This window comes from Mesorhizobium sp. M0800 (assembly GCF_040320095.1).
In the GTDB taxonomy this organism is placed as follows: Bacteria; Pseudomonadota; Alphaproteobacteria; order Rhizobiales; family Rhizobiaceae; genus Mesorhizobium.
Genome location: NZ_JAMYOZ010000023.1, coordinates 88,921 through 104,523, shown reverse-complemented (window position 1 = coordinate 104,523; position 15,603 = coordinate 88,921). Strand labels below are relative to the sequence as shown.

Annotated in this window: 17 protein-coding genes and 2 pseudogenes; 9 read left to right on the top strand and 10 right to left on the bottom strand. The window is 59.8% G+C overall.

Annotated features, from left to right (window positions below):
* Positions 1-263 precede the first annotated feature (263 nt).
* On the bottom strand, positions 264-1,202 hold the full coding sequence (locus NKI18_RS23620) for an NAD(P)-dependent oxidoreductase (protein ID WP_352621436.1): 939 nt from the start codon (positions 1,200-1,202) through the stop codon (positions 264-266).
* Between the two features lie 145 nt (positions 1,203-1,347).
* Between NKI18_RS23620 and NKI18_RS23615 the strand changes: the two genes are divergently transcribed.
* The gene (locus NKI18_RS23615; protein WP_352621434.1) at positions 1,348-2,244 is read left to right on the top strand and encodes an NAD-dependent epimerase/dehydratase family protein; all 897 of its coding nucleotides are present in this window, start codon (positions 1,348-1,350) and stop codon (positions 2,242-2,244) included.
* Positions 2,245-2,343: 99 nt separating this feature from the next.
* On the opposite strand, the gene NKI18_RS23610 is transcribed toward NKI18_RS23615, so the two are convergent.
* Positions 2,344-2,721, bottom strand: coding sequence for a VOC family protein (locus NKI18_RS23610; RefSeq protein ID WP_352621433.1), 378 nt, complete (start codon positions 2,719-2,721; stop codon positions 2,344-2,346).
* Between the two features lie 235 nt (positions 2,722-2,956).
* On the opposite strand from NKI18_RS23610, the gene NKI18_RS23605 reads away from it, so the two are divergent.
* Positions 2,957-3,841, top strand: coding sequence for a ParA family protein (locus NKI18_RS23605; protein WP_352621432.1), 885 nt, complete (start codon positions 2,957-2,959; stop codon positions 3,839-3,841).
* Positions 3,832-4,248 carry a hypothetical protein gene (locus tag NKI18_RS23600; RefSeq protein ID WP_352621431.1) on the top strand — a complete coding sequence of 139 codons (417 nt, stop codon included), beginning with the start codon at positions 3,832-3,834 and terminating at the stop codon, positions 4,246-4,248. The genes NKI18_RS23605 and NKI18_RS23600 overlap by 10 nt, the downstream gene beginning before the upstream one ends.
* A 158-nt stretch (positions 4,249-4,406) precedes the next feature.
* On the opposite strand, the gene NKI18_RS23595 is transcribed toward NKI18_RS23600, so the two are convergent.
* Positions 4,407-4,895: a nucleoside deaminase gene (locus NKI18_RS23595; RefSeq protein ID WP_352621429.1), complete on the bottom strand. Its 489-nt coding sequence runs from the start codon at positions 4,893-4,895 to the stop codon at positions 4,407-4,409.
* Positions 4,896-5,356: 461 nt separating this feature from the next.
* On the opposite strand from NKI18_RS23595, the gene NKI18_RS23590 reads away from it, so the two are divergent.
* The 3 genes from NKI18_RS23590 to NKI18_RS23580 are packed head-to-tail and all read left to right on the top strand — an operon-like array spanning position 5,357 to position 6,560.
* Complete coding sequence (locus NKI18_RS23590) at positions 5,357-5,602, top strand: hypothetical protein (protein WP_352621426.1); 246 nt, start codon at positions 5,357-5,359, stop codon at positions 5,600-5,602.
* 40 nt (positions 5,603-5,642) lie between these two features.
* Complete coding sequence (locus NKI18_RS23585) at positions 5,643-6,071, top strand: Panacea domain-containing protein (protein ID WP_352621424.1); 429 nt, start codon at positions 5,643-5,645, stop codon at positions 6,069-6,071.
* Between the two features lie 15 nt (positions 6,072-6,086).
* Positions 6,087-6,560 carry a hypothetical protein gene (locus tag NKI18_RS23580; RefSeq protein WP_352621442.1) on the top strand — a complete coding sequence of 158 codons (474 nt, stop codon included), beginning with the start codon at positions 6,087-6,089 and terminating at the stop codon, positions 6,558-6,560.
* Between the two features lie 12 nt (positions 6,561-6,572).
* On the opposite strand, the pseudogene NKI18_RS23575 reads toward NKI18_RS23580, so the two are convergent.
* Positions 6,573-7,514 (bottom strand): annotated as a pseudogene (locus NKI18_RS23575) (IS1595 family transposase); the annotation flags it as partial.
* Positions 7,515-7,617: 103 nt separating this feature from the next.
* On the opposite strand from NKI18_RS23575, the pseudogene NKI18_RS23570 reads away from it, so the two are divergent.
* Positions 7,618-7,859 (top strand): annotated as a pseudogene (locus tag NKI18_RS23570) (DUF6471 domain-containing protein).
* Between the two features lie 11 nt (positions 7,860-7,870).
* Here NKI18_RS23570 and NKI18_RS23565 read toward each other — a convergent pair.
* The 3 genes from NKI18_RS23565 to NKI18_RS23555 all read right to left on the bottom strand — a co-directional run bounded on the left by NKI18_RS23565 (position 7,871) and on the right by NKI18_RS23555 (position 10,468).
* On the bottom strand, positions 7,871-8,725 hold the full coding sequence (locus tag NKI18_RS23565; protein WP_352621422.1) for a hypothetical protein: 855 nt from the start codon (positions 8,723-8,725) through the stop codon (positions 7,871-7,873).
* A 274-nt stretch (positions 8,726-8,999) separates the two neighbouring features.
* On the bottom strand, positions 9,000-9,857 hold the full coding sequence (locus NKI18_RS23560; protein ID WP_352621420.1) for an EamA family transporter: 858 nt from the start codon (positions 9,855-9,857) through the stop codon (positions 9,000-9,002).
* A complete protein-coding gene (locus NKI18_RS23555; protein WP_352621418.1) occupies positions 9,854-10,468 on the bottom strand; it encodes a nitroreductase family protein in 615 nt (204 codons plus the stop codon). The genes NKI18_RS23560 and NKI18_RS23555 overlap by 4 nt, the downstream gene beginning before the upstream one ends.
* Positions 10,469-10,578: 110 nt before the next feature.
* On the opposite strand from NKI18_RS23555, the gene NKI18_RS23550 reads away from it, so the two are divergent.
* Together NKI18_RS23550 and NKI18_RS23545 are read left to right on the top strand one after the other, a co-directional pair.
* A complete protein-coding gene (locus tag NKI18_RS23550; protein WP_352621416.1) occupies positions 10,579-11,580 on the top strand; it encodes a LysR family transcriptional regulator in 1,002 nt (333 codons plus the stop codon).
* Between the two features lie 30 nt (positions 11,581-11,610).
* Positions 11,611-12,384, top strand: coding sequence for a FadR/GntR family transcriptional regulator (locus NKI18_RS23545; RefSeq protein WP_352453268.1), 774 nt, complete (start codon positions 11,611-11,613; stop codon positions 12,382-12,384).
* 25 nt (positions 12,385-12,409) lie between these two features.
* Here NKI18_RS23545 and NKI18_RS23540 read toward each other — a convergent pair whose 3' ends face one another.
* From NKI18_RS23540 to NKI18_RS23530, 3 genes are read right to left on the bottom strand one after another with little or no spacing between them, the layout of a single operon-like run.
* Positions 12,410-13,516 carry a Gfo/Idh/MocA family protein gene (locus NKI18_RS23540; RefSeq protein WP_352621414.1) on the bottom strand — a complete coding sequence of 369 codons (1,107 nt, stop codon included), beginning with the start codon at positions 13,514-13,516 and terminating at the stop codon, positions 12,410-12,412.
* Positions 13,517-13,547: 31 nt separating this feature from the next.
* Positions 13,548-14,360: an ATP-binding cassette domain-containing protein gene (locus NKI18_RS23535; protein WP_352621440.1), complete on the bottom strand. Its 813-nt coding sequence runs from the start codon at positions 14,358-14,360 to the stop codon at positions 13,548-13,550.
* 32 nt (positions 14,361-14,392) lie between these two features.
* On the bottom strand, positions 14,393-15,508 hold the full coding sequence (locus tag NKI18_RS23530) for an ABC transporter permease (RefSeq protein WP_352621438.1): 1,116 nt from the start codon (positions 15,506-15,508) through the stop codon (positions 14,393-14,395).
* Positions 15,509-15,603: the final 95 nt, after the last annotated feature.

The following is a 15,603-nucleotide window of genomic DNA, read 5'->3' as shown; positions in this document are numbered from 1 at the left end:
GCCAGCGGCCGCAAGGACCGTGCTCAAAGGCCGGACATATGGACGCAAGCGATCGAAAACGACGCAAAACAACCGTTGCAGGCAGGGCGCCGTCCACATATGGATCCCAGGGTCTGCGCGACGTCGCTTCGCTCCTGCTCCGCCCTGGGATGACGAAGGTGTGGTGTCATATGCTAATCGCCAGCGTTGGAGATTGGCGGATGTAGCTGGTCGGCAGCGAACGTTTGCAGTTGCGACACTCCCAGGCGTTAATCCCAACGTTCTCAGATCGTCTGCTTCTTGCCATCCCTGGTCGGCATCAGGTCGACGCCGTTGACCTTGCCGATATGCGTGGCCAGCATCGGCACATACTGGTCGGCGGGGCCGGCCGCGAAGGCGCCGGCGAAGGCGTTCTTGGTGGCGTTGCCGAGCGGGTTGGCGATGCCGGCAGCACCCGCCATGGACTCGAGATAGGTGAGATCCTTGAAGGCATTGGCGATGGTGAATTTGTGCGCGTCGCGGTCGCCTTCCAGCGTCCAGCGCATGAAGGTCTGGTAGAAGCCGCAATCCATGCGGCCGTTGCGGATGACGCTGTCGAAGCGCGGCGGCGAGATGCCAACCTTCTGCGCCAGCGCCAGCGCCTCGGAATAGATCGCGGCGTAGCCGAGCGAGATGAAATTGTTGAGCAGCTTCATGCGATGGCCGTCACCGGTGTCGCCGATATGGACGATACGCCCGGCCCAGGTTTCGAGCACCGGCTTCAACCGGGCAAAGACCGCATCGGGGGCGCCGACCATGGTGTCGAGCGTGCCTTCCCAGGCCTCCTTCGGCGTGCGGCTGAGCGGGGCATCGACATAGTCGACGCCGAGCGCCTTGAGTTCGGCGGCCAGCGCCACCGTCGAGACAGGATCAGAGGTCGAGCAGTCGACGACAACCGATCCCGGCTTCAGGCCTTCCTTGAGACCGCCTGGGCCGCGAATGATGGCTTCGACCTCGCGCGAGCCGGTGACGCAGATGAAGACAACCGTCGATGCCGCCGCGACGTCGCGCGAGGTTGCCGCTTCCCTGGCGCCGCGGCCGAGCAGGTCTTCCGCCGGCGTGCGGTTCTTGCGGCCGAGAAACGTCAGCGGATAGCCCTTGTCGACGATGTTCTTCGCGATGCCGTGCCCCATCAGGCCAAGCCCGATGAAGCCGATCTTTTCGCTCGCGGCAGTCGTGTTCATGTCGTTTCGTCCTATTTGCAGTGATGGATGACGGCGCTGCACATTGCCGGCGAATTGTTGAAGCGGGTTTTTGCCGCATGCCATGGCAGGCGATTGCAGAGTTCGGTATTGTCTGACAATACACATGAATCTTAGGGAGAGCAAAATGACGAAGCGGATCATGTTCACCGGCGGCAGCGGCAAGGCCGGGCGCCACGTCGTGCAGTATCTGGTCGAGCAGGGCTGCCAGGTGCTCAACATCGACACCAAGCCGCTCGACAATCCCAAGGTGCGCACGCTGATCACCGACATCACCGACAGCGGGCAGGTGTTCAATGCGCTGTCGAGCTATATGGGCCTGCATGAATTCGACCCATCGCTGCGCACACAGCCGGTCGATGCCGTGGTGCATTTCGCGGCGATCCCGCGCATCATGATCACGCCCGACAATGAGGTGTTCCGCATCAACGCGCTCGGCACCTACAACGTCATCGAGGCTGCGGTGAAGCTCGGCATCGGCAAGGTGGTGATCGCCTCCAGCGAAACGACCTACGGCCTGGTCTTCGCCAACGAACCGCGCAACCCGACGCATTTTCCGCTCGACGAGGCGTACGACGTCGACCCGATGGACAGCTACGCGCTGTCCAAGGTCGTCAACGAAAAGACGGCGCGCGCCTTTGCGCTGCGCAGCGGCTTCGACATCTACGCCTTGCGCATCGGCAACGTCATCGAGCCGCATGAATATTCGCTGTTTCCGAAATGGTTCGCCGATCCAGGTTTCCGCAAGCGCATCGCCTGGAGCTATATCGACGCGCGCGATCTCGGCCAGATCACGCTGCGCGCCATCGAGAAGGACGGGCTCGGCTATCAGGTGTTCAACGCCGCCAACGACGACACCTCGTCCGACCTGCCGACAGCCGAACTCCTGAAGCGGTTTTATCCCGATGTGCCGGTCAAGGGCGAACTTGGCGAATACGAGACGCTGCTCTCTAACCGCAAGGCACGCGACATGCTCGGCTTCCGGCCGGAGCACAGCTGGCGGAAATACGTCAAGACGACCTGACGGGCGCAACTGACGCGGAACCGGCACTGGGCCAGCCCGCAATTGCTCGTCATGAGGCTAGGCTCATGACCCGCTACGACCGATGCGCCCACCCTATGTTCAGGCGTTCGCCGTCGGGTTCATCCATACGATTTCCCAGACATAGCCATCCGGGTCTTCAATGTGGCGGTTGTACATGAAGCCAAGATCCTGTGCCGGGTTGGGATCGGCGCGACCGCCCGCCGCAACCGCGCTGGTCAGTGTTGCATCGACGGCGTCGCGCTTATCGACAGTGAGGACGATCATTGCCTGGCTGTCGCGCCGTGCGTCGCCGATTGGGCGCGTGGTGAATTCGCGATAGTGGTCATGGGTCAGCAGCATCACCCCGATCGTGTCCGAGAACATGAGCGAGGTGGATTTCTCGCCCGGTGCGCCACGGCTGCTGCTGAGCACAAACTGGCCGGCCGATCGGCCGATCTTGGAATTTGGGGATTTCATGCCTCAAAGTATCACATCAACTGAGTATCGTTCAAAGGATATCTAAGCCATGAAAGCGTGTAATCGTATTTACGATTATACGCTCGATATGGCGACGATGGCTGACCCCAGAAGGCCAATGCTCGACATGTCGGTGGAAAATCAGTGAGTAAGGATATGCCGCAAGTGCAACGGTTTGCCAGTGGCAAGCCAGGCGCAAATAGGGTAACCCTCACGTCTTTCGGGGGGCTACAGCATGCCAATCGTCGGATTTGTTAGCGAGAAGGGTGGGGTCGGGAAAACCACCATTTGTTATCATGTCGCAGTTGCTCTGGCACGATTTCACCAAAAACGAGTGTTGGTTATCGATGCCGATTACCAGCGAGGCGGAATTACCGGCCGCTTCTTTCCTCGCCTGATCGAAGGATTTCGGGACGGGACTCTGACGGATCAAACCTTGTTTAACAAATTTCAACAGCTTTACAGTGCAAGCCCGTCCTCACCGCCACTTACTGTGCGGCATGCTCAGAGTGAGGCGGTTGAGGTCGTCGTTGCTAATAAGCGGTTAGCGAGCATAACAACGGACAAGCTACCATCTACCAATAATATAAGGGAAAATAACTTGGCGCTGCTGGCCCATCTTCAGGTCGTAAAAGACTCGATTCAGGAGATTGATGACGGGTATGATTACATTCTATTGGATTCTCATCCGGAGATTTCGGATGTTCTTAGGTCTATTATATTTGCGGCGGATTATTGTGTGTCTCCTGTAAAGCTAGATCTCCAATCGTCAATTGGTGTCCCGACGATCGTGTCTGAAATTCAAACAGTTAACGACGACGTTTCCTTAATGCTGAGTACGATTGCACCAACCCTTCAATACCAACCTGCCGTTTTCGCGGGCGCGATCGGAACTATGGCCCGAGAGTGGGGAGGGGTGCCGAAGCAATCTGAGCGTGAGGAGCTCCAACGGTTACGTCGGGCGGGGACGGTATTTTCTGAATATGTGACTGAAGGCGATGGCCTTCGAAGGGCCGCTCAAGAACGTGTGTCCGTGTTCGACATATCCGGATCAAATGCTGCGAAGCAAGCATCGCAGTTGCGCTCACTCACTGGGGAGTTTCTTGTCAGATGCCCATAACCATCGAGAACGTTCGGACATTAGCTGATTGGCTTGGTGAAGACGGTGCCTCCGCAGGCCTTGATCGTAGTCATTTGACAGTAAATGAACTTAGAGAGCTTGCAGCGCAAACCGGTAAAAAGCTACCGTCTAAGACGAGACGGAAGGATTTGGTAAATGAAATAGTATTTGGCGCAATCAAACGGATTGACTTGCCAATTGATGAACTGATGCGGCTAGGAGCCGAAGATCTTCTCGATTATTTCGAGACGAAACGTCCAAGCAGAAGCGAGCTTTTAAAAATATTGGGGGAGTTGGACTTTCACCCTGGAAGCGAGGCTCAAAAAAGCCTCTATAAATATGCCGCCCGGCAGATATCAGAAACGGGCATGTTTCAGCGTGTAGCGCGGAAGCCGCCCTCAACCTAACGGGTTAGGCGAGCGCCAATTCAAATCAAAATTCGCTCGACCTCCGCGAGGGGTGCCGCGCGTAGACGAACGGCGCGTGCTCAACGGCATGAGTCTACGTCCCAGGTCGTTGTCCACGTCGGCAGTCACCTCTGCCTCTGAATCAACGAGTCCTGACCCTACTTGTCTTTCCAGAATTCGGCCTGGAGTTGCGCCGCTTCATCGGCAAGCAGCGGGCCGACGACTTCGGTCGGACGCTGCCCAGCTTCGAAGACGATCCTGCAGGGCAGGTCGAGTGTGGGGTTCTCGACATGTGCGCCCGTCAACCGCTTGAGGTCATATTCGCTCTGCCCAAAGACGACCCGTCCGATGCCCGCCCAATAGATTGTCCCGGAGCACATCGCGCAAGGTTCGGCCGAAGTGTAGAGTGTGCAAGTGGCCAGCTTTTCGAGACTGAAATTCATCCCCGCCCACGAGGCCAGCAGCCTTTCGGCATGAGCGGTGCGGTCGTCTCCGCCGGCTTTGTAACCGTTGGGCTGCTCGCGCAACACATTGCCATCCTTGTCGGCGAGCAGCGAACCAAAGGGATGTTCGCCGGCATCGCGGGCCCTGCGCGCGACTTCGAACGCCTGACGGAGCAGGCGCTCATCATAAGGGCGCTGTGGCATCGGCAGATCCTCCGCCGCTTGACCATAGTGCCGAACAATCCGCCGACACAAGTCGGCGGCCTAAAACGCGCGCGTTCGACCGGCCTCATGCGACGCGCTTTCGGTTCTTGTTTTGATGCATGTCGCTATCGCAAAACCGCTGCACATTTTTGCGGTCTATGGAGCAAAAGCACCAACATAGACCAAGCACGCGGTAGCCCGTTCCCCTAGAATCCGGGAATGCCGAGAGTTGCCCCCATTGTCCGCTCCACCCGATACGAGCACGCGATAAACACGCCGGTCGCAAAGCGGGCGGAGATTTCCGGCGCAATCCGCTTCAATGGAGCGGGCCTGGCCCACCAGCTTCACCACATTGCTGTACTGCTCATCCTTGGGCTATCAGGGCGGACCCGGCGCTGATACCGGCATTGAAGCGAAAGCCAAACCGATTTGGCAGGGGCGAACTGTACCGGCTGATACTGATGAATGAAGCGGAAGGCAGCGCGACGAACAAAGAGACGGCGCGCCGCATCGTGCAGGCGAAGGGCTGGGACGTGTCGCTTGTCGAGCCGATCCGGCAATGCGTCAATTCCGCGAAGGTCTGGCGGAAGCGGAAGGCTAAAGGCATCGGTGGGCGTCAGGGGCGCGAAGAATTGGTCGAGGCGGCAGCGGGTTCTGGAAGTTTCACTTTAGAAAGCCCATATTTACGCGTACACACCAAAATGTAATGGTCTCTGATCACCTGCGTCGTTCGCGGGGAGGTTCTTAATGGTTTCTGTTTTCGACGTGGCAGCTTACATCCTTCATAGGCACGGCTCCATGACGACCATGAAGCTGCAAAAGCTTGTCTACTATGCGCAAGCTTGGTCCCTTGTATGGGATGAAGCCCCACTTTTTAGGGAGAAGATTCGGGCGTGGGCCAACGGTCCTGTTGTGCCAGAATTGTTCTTCTCTCACCAAGGCGATTTCGTCGTTAAGAGCGAACCCAAAGGGGACCGTAAGAAGCTTGATAGCACCCAAAAAGAGACGGTTGACGCCATTCTCAAACACTATGGTGGTCAATCCGGACAGTGGCTCAGCGTCTTGACGCATCGCGAAAAGCCTTGGCGGAAAGCTCGTGAGGGCTTGTCCGATGGTGAGCGCGGCAATGCCGAGATCACACTTGGCGCGATGGCAAATTATTACGGAAACATCTAGCCCGAGTGCCTTGGCGTGGCTAAAGCCAACCGAAAAATCCCAAAGCACGTTGTCAATCCAATTCCTGAGAAGGTCCCAAAATGGACCGAATCATTTATTGGCGGCGGCGAGCATCCATTGGCATGGCGTTTTAGTAGTTCGGACCCAGCCGGGCCTTTTGCATGGAGCGCGCTTGCGCCTCTCGAAAAGTTCAAAGAGGTCATCGAAAAGCTGCATGAGTTCGAAACGAAGTCGTGGCAGCAAATCATCGATGGCGGGTCTCATCCAATCGAAACCTATCGCTTAGAAAAATCCGCCCGAGATCGTCTTTCAGAGATCAAGCAAGATGATGTTGATGACTTGATGTCATTTCGCCTAAGTGGTGCAAATCGGGTCTGGTGCATCCAAAGCGGGCACATAATGCGGGTGCTTTGGTGGGACCCTGAACACCAAGTCTACATTGTTCCAAAGGATAGGGGCGACAGAGCTAAGCGCAATAAGAGGCGTTAAGCTCGATTCGAGTTGCCAGTATCCCGCCCAAACGCGGCTCACCGAATTATTGAGCGCGCCGCCGAGCAGGGCGTAAGCGTTGTCGCCATTTGACCGGCGACGGTGATCTTCAAACCATGCGGCGTGATTGGCGTACTGATAGAGGTAGCGGTGCGAAACGTGGTGATGCTGGCCAGCGACCATCCGGCGAAGGCGGCTGAAATAGCTACCCCACCATGTTGGTATGCTTGCCGTAGCCGCCGCTTTCCGAGTGGTTGATGCGGGTCGAAGCGTAATCCGCCTCTAGCGCGTGCCAATGGCTGGCCTCGTCCGCGAACAGCTTGGTACCGGCCAGCATACGAGCGCGGGCAATGTCCACGCCTTCGGCTTCACGATGACGGACGAACGTCAAGGTACGTCCAGCGCGCTCGCGCAGGGCGATGACAACGCGGCGGCGGTCTGATTGGTTTTCCTTTTGCGGCGGTCGTTGCGGTCCTCCACGCGGTTCTCAGGGCGCACGACGCCGCCGAAAAATGCGCCGTCGATCTCGACTTCGCCTTCAAGGGTTTCGTTCTTGGTTTCAGCCGACAGGGCTTCGCGCAGCTTGTGCGCCAGCACGAAGGCGGTTTTGTACTGCACGTCCAGATCGCGGGAGAACTGGACTGCCGACATGCCTGGTGCCTTGACGAACAGGCAGATCGCGGCCAACAAATCGACAAACGCCAGCTTACGCGAAGCGAAGATCGTGCCGGACGTGACGGAGAACTGCGCACCGCAAGCGTCGCACTTGAACTTGCGACGGGTCGAAATGTCGTAGTGATCCAGGCATCCGCATTTCGGGCAAACAGGCTCACCTTGCGTCGAAGACCAGCGAAGGCCCTTGAACGTGTCGTAAGTCTTTTCCTCGCCACCCTTGTAAATTTCTTTGAGGGAGAGGGAGCGGCTTTCGGCGGAAAGGAGGAAGTGCTGGGCTATTGTCATCATATCCGGGGATATTACTCACCGTATACGCGGGGCTGTATCGCCAAATATCAGGGATTATATCATCAAATACGATGATAATTTTTGAGGCGACGTCATGGCCCGTAAGGACGACCCGGCAACCGTCGAATACGAGACGAGGGCCAAGAACCTTTTGAAGTCTGAGTTGAAGCGAAGGGGTGACCTATGCCCAGTTCGCCGAAAGCTGGCGACTATGGACATTCACGAAACGGAGCGTAACCTGAACAACAAGATCAGCCGGGGGGATTCAGTGCGGCGTTCTTCCTACAATGTTTAGAGGCTATTGGCGCATCATCCTTGCGGGTCTCGCTGGAATAGCCCTTTTATGCCTAGGTTACGCCGGATATCAGCAACTCAATCACACCGAGCTGCAAAGCTATCCCGACTATGAATACCAGCCAGCCAGAGACCGAACCCCGCCAATCTCTGGCGAAGAACCCCCGATAACTGCCAAACCCTATCATCCCAATTGCAATGACCCAAAGAATGGGGATGACGCTGATCTCTGCGCGCAATGGGCGGCCGTGCAGGCCGTCGAGGAAAGCAATAGGCTTTCCCGAATATCGGTTAGAATTACCGCGCTCGAATTCGCCGCGCTTGTTGTTAGCCTGATCTTCACCGGTTGGGCCGCCTTCGCCGCCCAAAGCGCGGCGGTCGCTGCCCACAAAGTCATCGAACACGAAGAAGCGGGGGCGGCCGCCGAAGCCGATCGGTTCAACAAGCAATTTGAAGAAGCCAAGCGAAGTGCCGACGCTGCCTTCGAGGCAGTTGAGGTCGCCAGAGCCGCTAACGTCGCCTCTGTCAACGCCTCTAATGCCGCGAACGCGTTCGCCATTCGTCAGTTCGAGTCCAGTTTCAAGCCGTGGCTTAGCGTGAAGGTTGGCGGTCCATATCTCGACGAATCGAGATATCCCCTGAAGATGTTCGAAGAGGGTGAAGGCCCTAGATGGACGCGCATCCAAACGACAGTTGAGGTTAAAAACATTGGCGAGATGCCGGCGATTATCACTGGCTTTTACATTGGAGTAGAGAATTCTACTGACATCCAGATGGGCGGCCATGGCCGTAGCGAAGGATGGCACGAACTCAGCCGAGGGGAGTCGATTTTTCTGAATGAGAATTTCGGGAGTATGGCCATAGACCCATCCCTTGTCGCGATAGACCCGACTCTTGTCGAGGCTCATTGTGGCAGCTTCCATTTAACAGCCGACAATAGAGGCACGTTCTTCCGCGACTTTCCGCCCATTGTTGGTAGGATCGATTATGAGGACCCTCTTGGAAAGAAACGGCAGATGGGATTCGCTTTTCGCCCCGGAGCAGCATGGAGCAGAAATTTGATGCGATGGGGTGCCAAAGCCAAAAATTACGACAAAGAGATAGACTGATATTCTAAACATCAGCCAAATCCTTGGTGTTTTTGCTACATAAGGCCGCACTTTTGCGCGACATGCATCAGGCTCAGGACTCGTTGCGACTAGGGCGTTGAGCCAGCCAGATGCTGCCGATGACGAAAACGACGCCGGCGATCTGAGGCAAGGTCAGTGTCTGACCCAGGAATACCCATCCAAGCAGCACGGCGGTCACCGGGCTGAGGAATAGCAGCGATGACACCACTGCGGATTCCAGTCGCGCAATGCCCCGGAACCAGAGGACATAAGTCAGCGCCGCACCGATCAGGCCGAGCCACACCAGTCCAAGCAGGTTGGCCGCGGTCGGTAACGGGATGGGTGGTTCGAAAAGCAGGACCACCGGAACGAGAAGCAGACCACCGGCAGTCAGTTGCCATGCCGTAAAGGCGAGCAGCGATGCTGGCGGCTGCCACTTGCGGCTCAACACGCTTCCGAAGGCCATTGAGGCCGCCCCGGCGAGGCCGGCGGCAACGCCGGCCGCATCGAGCGTCGCGTTCGGGGTCAGCACCAGCAATGCAACACCGGCGATCCCGACAAGGGCGGCGACAATCGCCAACCGGCGGACAGGGCTGGCAAGCAGGGCAGCAGCGAGGAAAATCACAATCAATGGCTGGACCGACAGCACGGTCGCCGCGACCCCGCCCGGAAGCCGGTAGGCGGCGACAAACAACATGCTCAGGAAGATCGAGATGTTGAGGGCTCCGAGGACGAAACTGCGCAGCCACCAGATGCCCGTTGGCAGTTGCCGAACGATCGCCAGCAGCAGCAATCCGGCGGGCAAGGCACGCAGCACTGCGACCGTCATCGGCGAAAAGTTGGGCAGGAACTGCGTGGTGACGATATAGGTGCTGCCCCATATCGCGGGTGCAATGGCTGTAAGCAACAAATCGAAACGGCGCGTTTTCATAAGATCTCCAAAACTTCGACAAGAGGGCGGCGCGGCTTTTGCGGCCAGTTTCCGGGCGCGGCGCGGCCGACCGCGATGAGCATCACCGGCACTTCATTCAGTCCAAGGCCAAACTCGCGGGCCACGCCTTCGGCATCGAAGCCGGCCATCGGACCGGAGACGAAGCCCAGCGCTTCGGCCGCGAAAATCAGCGTCGCAGCGCCAAGCGTTGCCGAGCGCACGGCTTCGTCGCGGGCTGCCCGAGGATCGGCATATTGTGCGCGGGCGCCCTCCTGCCAGCCCGAAACCATATCCGCCGGCATGAAGCCGGCTTCGACGAAAGGACGCAGCCTTGCATCGAGGGCAGCGTGCTCGGGGAGTACGCCGCAGATGATGAAGGTGACCGCTGCTTCCTGCACCTTCACCTGGCCGTGGGCCACGCTGCGCAACCGCGCCTTTGCTTCCGGCGTCCGCACGGCGATGAAACGCCAATTCTGAAGGTTGTAGGCGCTTGGCGCGCGCGTTGCGAGACGTGCCAGTTCCTCGATCTCGGCATCCGTCAATGCATGCGAGGCATCGAACCGATTGGCCGACATGCGTCGCTCGATAAGGGATATTGCGGGGTTGGTCATCATGTCATTCCAAACCTGAGAAAGTCGTTCGGAAAGCAGATAGACAATTTACCAAGGAGCGATAATATGCAACAATTGAAAGACATTGTTTACCGGAAGAGAATGGTGAGATGGATCGCCTGACTGCGTTGCAGGTTTTCCGCCATGTGGCGGAACTGAACAGCTTTGCCGAAGCCGGACGGCGGCTCGGTCTCTCTCCTCCCGCGATCAGCAAGAACATCGCCGAACTGGAGGCGCATCTGGGGGTGCGGCTCATCAACCGGACAACGCGGCGCATGGCGCTGACCGAAGAGGGCAGGATCTACCTGGAGCATGTCACGCAGGGGCTCGATGCGCTGGCCAGGGCCGACCAGGTGCTCGGCCCGATCAAGACGGCGCCGAGCGGCACGTTGCGGGTCAGCGCGCCGATGACTGTCACGTTGACGCGGCTTTCGGCTGCCATGCCCGCGTTTCTATCGCGCTATCCCGATTTGAAGCTCGATCTGCACCTTGACGACAGGCGCGTCGATATCGTGCGGGAGGGATTTGACCTTGCCATTCGCGGCAGCGACAATCTCGAGGATTCCAGCCTGGTCGCCCGAAAGCTTGCGATCATGCCGCATGTGATTTGCGCAGCTCCGTCCTATTTCGAGAAGCACGGCCGGCCCAAAACGCCCGCCGATTTGAAGGCGGCCAATTGCATCCGGTTCAGCCTCTCGGGGCATGCGGACATATGGGAGTTCCGCAAGGACGGCCGAGCCGAGCGGATCGCCATCGACGGACGATATTCGGTCTCGTCAAGCCTTGCCGTGCGCGATGCGCTGCGCGCCGGCTTCGGCGTCAGCCTGATCCCCTATCTCTATGTCGAAAGCGACCTGAAAGCAGGCCGGCTGCAATCGGCTCTGGATGACTGGGACAAGGTCGAAACCACGCTCTACGCGGTCTATCCGGCACGCCAGCATCTCGCCCCGAAAATCCGCGTCTTCCTTGATTTCCTGATCGAGGAATTCAGTCGGGACAAAGAGAAGCCGTTCGTGCCTCCCCGGCGTGAACGCTCGGCAAAGCGCGGTGTCGGCGAGGCGACGGATGCGGAAAATCAAGCTGAGATATTGCCGGCGATTTCATCTCCTTGACACGCCTCCAAATCCGGACTTTGTGGAGCCATGCAGGACGCGAAGCCGAATAAGGGAAAGACAGCGGCCGAGGCGTTCGCCGAACGCACGAGCGGTATCCGCCGGGCCGATGCGGCGCGCATGCCGGGCTCGAGCGTGCATGCGTCGCTCGCCAACGAAATCGGGCTGAGGATCGTGCGCGGCGATTATCCGCCGGGAACCATCCTGCCCAACGAAGCCAAATGGTCCGAGACCTTCGACGTCAGCCGCTCGGCGGTGCGCGAAGCCATAAAAATGCTGATGGCGAAGAGCTTGCTGTCGTCACGTCCCAAAATCGGCAGCTGGGTCGAGCCGAAGGAACGCTGGAACCTGCTCGATCGCGACGTGCTGGCCTGGTATGCGACCTCGCCGGACCGCGAGGTGTTCCTCCGGACGGTGCAGGAGTTCCGCCACATCATCGAGCCGGAGGCCAGCGCTTTTGCCGCCATGCGGCGCACCGACGAGCAGATGGCCGAGATCAGCCAGGCCTGCCGCGAGATGGGCGAGGCGACCAACCTGCAGGAGCGGACGCGCGCCGACACGCGTTTTCATCTCGCCATCCTGCGCGCCTCGGGCAACGATCTGCTGGTGCCGCTCGGCGTGCTGATCGAATCAGCATTCGATCATCTATTTGCTTATACCACGCGGGAACTCGACGATTTGCAGCATGCGCAGAGGCTGCATGAGGCAATCGAGAAGAGCATCCGCCTGCAGCGGCCGGACGCGGCGCGCAATGCGGTGCGCAAGCTGCTGGCCAATACCGACAGCGTCATCAAGTCCAGATAGCGCCGTTCGGCTACAGGTGGAGTGCTCAGTCGAAGGGTGCGGTCGCGAGATGCCGCCGGGTCAGCCCGATCAGCAGCGCCTGGTCGCGGGCGGCGTGTTCGGCTGGGTTGACGACCGCATCGCCATTGACGATCGCTGCCCAGAAGCCACGCATCTCTTCGACGAAGGCTTCGGCGTAACCGGCACGCAAATCTTTCTTCGACAGCGTGTGACCGTCCGAGGTCGTCACCGTCAGCCGGGTCGGATGATGGTTGAGCCAGGGCGAGGGGAATTCGAGCTCGAGGCTGGCATCGTCGAAGAACAGCGTGATCCGCTCCTTGTAGTCGGCGAGCTTGGGTACGGTGAGATGCGTCATGGTCCACAGCGCCTGCCCATCCAGCAGCTTGACGGCGCCCTGGCCGCCGTCGCCATTGGCAAAGATCTGCGCGCCGACGACCTCGCCGTCCGGCACGCCGAGCGCGTCGAGCAGGCCGTGGACGGCATTGACGTCGTGAATCAAGGCCGAGCTGTAAGCACCGGTAAATCCACGGAAAGCGAGGTCGGTCCCGGGAACACCGATGGCGTCTTCGACCTGGCGCTTCTGCTTGGCCGCGACAGCGGCGATCATGTCTTTTGGGATATCGGTACCGCGCCTGTAGGGCTGATGGGCGATGAACGGCCAGGCGTCGGGATCGTTCACTTCCACCGAGACCGCGCGCAGCGTGCTTGATGTTCCAGGCAGCGAAGCGAGCGCCAGCCGGTAATTCGGGTCGAAGCGCTTCATGTAGCCGACCTGAACGATTTTCCTGGCGGCATCGCGCGCGGCAACGATCTCCAGGATTTCCGCCAGCGAATAGCAGAGCGGCTTTTCGCAAAAGACATGCAGGCCGCGCGCCAGCGTCGCCAGCACCTGTTCGTGATGTAGCGGGTCCGGCGAGCCGATCACCACCGCGTCGAGGCGTTGGTCGAAGAGCTGGTCGATCGTTTCGAAATTGGCAACGCCATGGGTGTCGGTGACGAATTGCCGCGAAATCCTCGAGGGATCGGCGACGCCGACGACCTCGAACAATTCGCCGAGGCGCAGCAGATTGGGGATATGCTCGACCTGCGAGATCATGCCGGCGCCGACGACCCCGACGCGTATCCTGCTCATTGGATCATTCCCCGCGATGTCGTTTGTCAGCTCAAGGCGCCGCAGGCGGCCGGTTGCCGATCTGGGCGAGCAGGCCGGCAATCTCCGCCTCGACCGCTCTCAAATCCTCGCCGCCCGACATGATCGAGATGACCTCGTCGCGCGAAATCTCGGACTTGGCGTAGGTGCCGCGATTGCGGCCGCGGTTGAGCAGCGTGAAGGTGTCGCCGACCGGATAGGCATGGTGGATGTTGTGGCTGATGAAGATCACGGCCAAACCCCGCATGCGTGCTTCGATGATGAACTTCAGCACCATCGCCGCCTGGTGGACGCCGAGTGCGGACGTCGGCTCGTCGAGGATCAGCACGCGCGCGCCAAAATGCACGGCGCGGGCGATCGCCACCGACTGGCGCTCGCCGCCCGACAGCGTGCCGACGGCCTGCGTCGGATCGCGCACGTCGATGCCGATATCGGCCATCGCCTGCCTGGCGATGGTGTTGGCGCGCTCTTTGTCGATGCGCGAGAAGGGCAGGCTGCTTTTGGTCGGCTCGCGGCCGAGGAAGAAGTTACGGGTGATCGACATCAGCGAGATCATGCCGAGGTCCTGGAACACCGTTGCCACGCCGAGCTCCTGCGCGTCGCGCGGGCTGCGGAAGGTGACCGGCTTGCCGTCGACCAGGATTTCGCCCTTGCTCGGCCGATAGACGCCGGACAGGACCTTGATCAGCGTCGACTTGCCGGCGCCGTTATCGCCGAGCAGGCAGTGGACCTCGCCCGGATAGACCTTGATGTCGATGTCCTGGAGGGCGCGCACCGAGCCGAAATTGACGCTGACGCCGCGCAGTTCCATTGCCGGTTCGGTCATTTGGGCCGGTTCGGTCATTTGGGCCGGTTCGGTCATTTGCCACCTCCGCGGCCGAGCGCCTTCAGCCTGATGTAGTTGTTGACCAGCACGGCCATCAGGATGACGATGCCGAGGAAGACCTTGAACCAGTCGGTGTCGATGCCGGTGTAGAAGATGCCCATCTGCACCAGCCCGAAGATCAGCGCGCCGAACAGCACGCCATAGACGGTGCCGTAGCCGCCGGTGAGCAGCACGCCGCCGATGACGGCGGCGATGATCGCCTCGAATTCCTTGAGCAGGCCGCGCGTGGTGTCGGCGGAGCCCGCCTCCATCACCTGGATGGTGGCAAGCAGCGTCGCCGCGCAGGCGGTGTAGACGAACAGGCTGATCTTGACGCGATCGACCGGCACGCCGACGTTGCGGGCTGCAATCAGGTCGCCGCCGGTGGCGAAGATCCAGTTGCCGTATTTCGTCTGGGTGAGCACATAGCCGGCCAGCGCCGTCAGGCCGAGCCACCAGACGATCGACATCGGAATGCCGGCGACGAACGGAATGCCGTCGCTGCGGGTGGCGATCCAGCCTTGCGCGCCCATCCAGTGGAACAGGCCGGTGAGCAGATGGCCGTTGAACAGGCCAGCCGTCGCCGGGTCCGGCGCGCCTTCGAGGATGTAGGGAATTTGGGTCCGGCCGGTGACGGCGCGGGTGATGCCGATCGACAGTCCGCGCAGGATATAGAGCGTGGCGAGCGTGACGATGAAGGAGGGCAGGCGCGTCTTCACCACGATCAGGCCGTTGAGATAGCCGGTGAGGATGGCAACGGCGAAGGCACAGGCGATGCCACCCCATAGCGGCAGGCCCCAGTACTTCACCGTCAGCCCGATGACGACGCCGGCGAAGCCGACCATGGAGCCGACCGAAAGGTCGAACTCGCCGGCGATGATGAGGAGTGCTGCCGCGGTGGCGACGATGCCGAGCTCCGCCGACAGCGTCAGGAAAGTCATCGATCCCTGCAGCGAATAGAGGTTTGCCGCACCCGGCAGCAGCGCAAAGATGATGATCGTCGCAAGCAGCCCACCGGCGGCACCGGCTTCCGGCCGGCGCAGCCACTGGGTCAGCTTGCCGGTGCTGGCCAGCCGCTCGTCGGCGCCGGCAGCCCGCTTCGACGTCATGCCGAAGCGGTCGGTCGCCTTCAGTTCGCCCGGAGGTATCGCCTTGTCTTCCACGACCGCCATTAGGCTCTCCAATCGCTCAATTCGCAATCTAG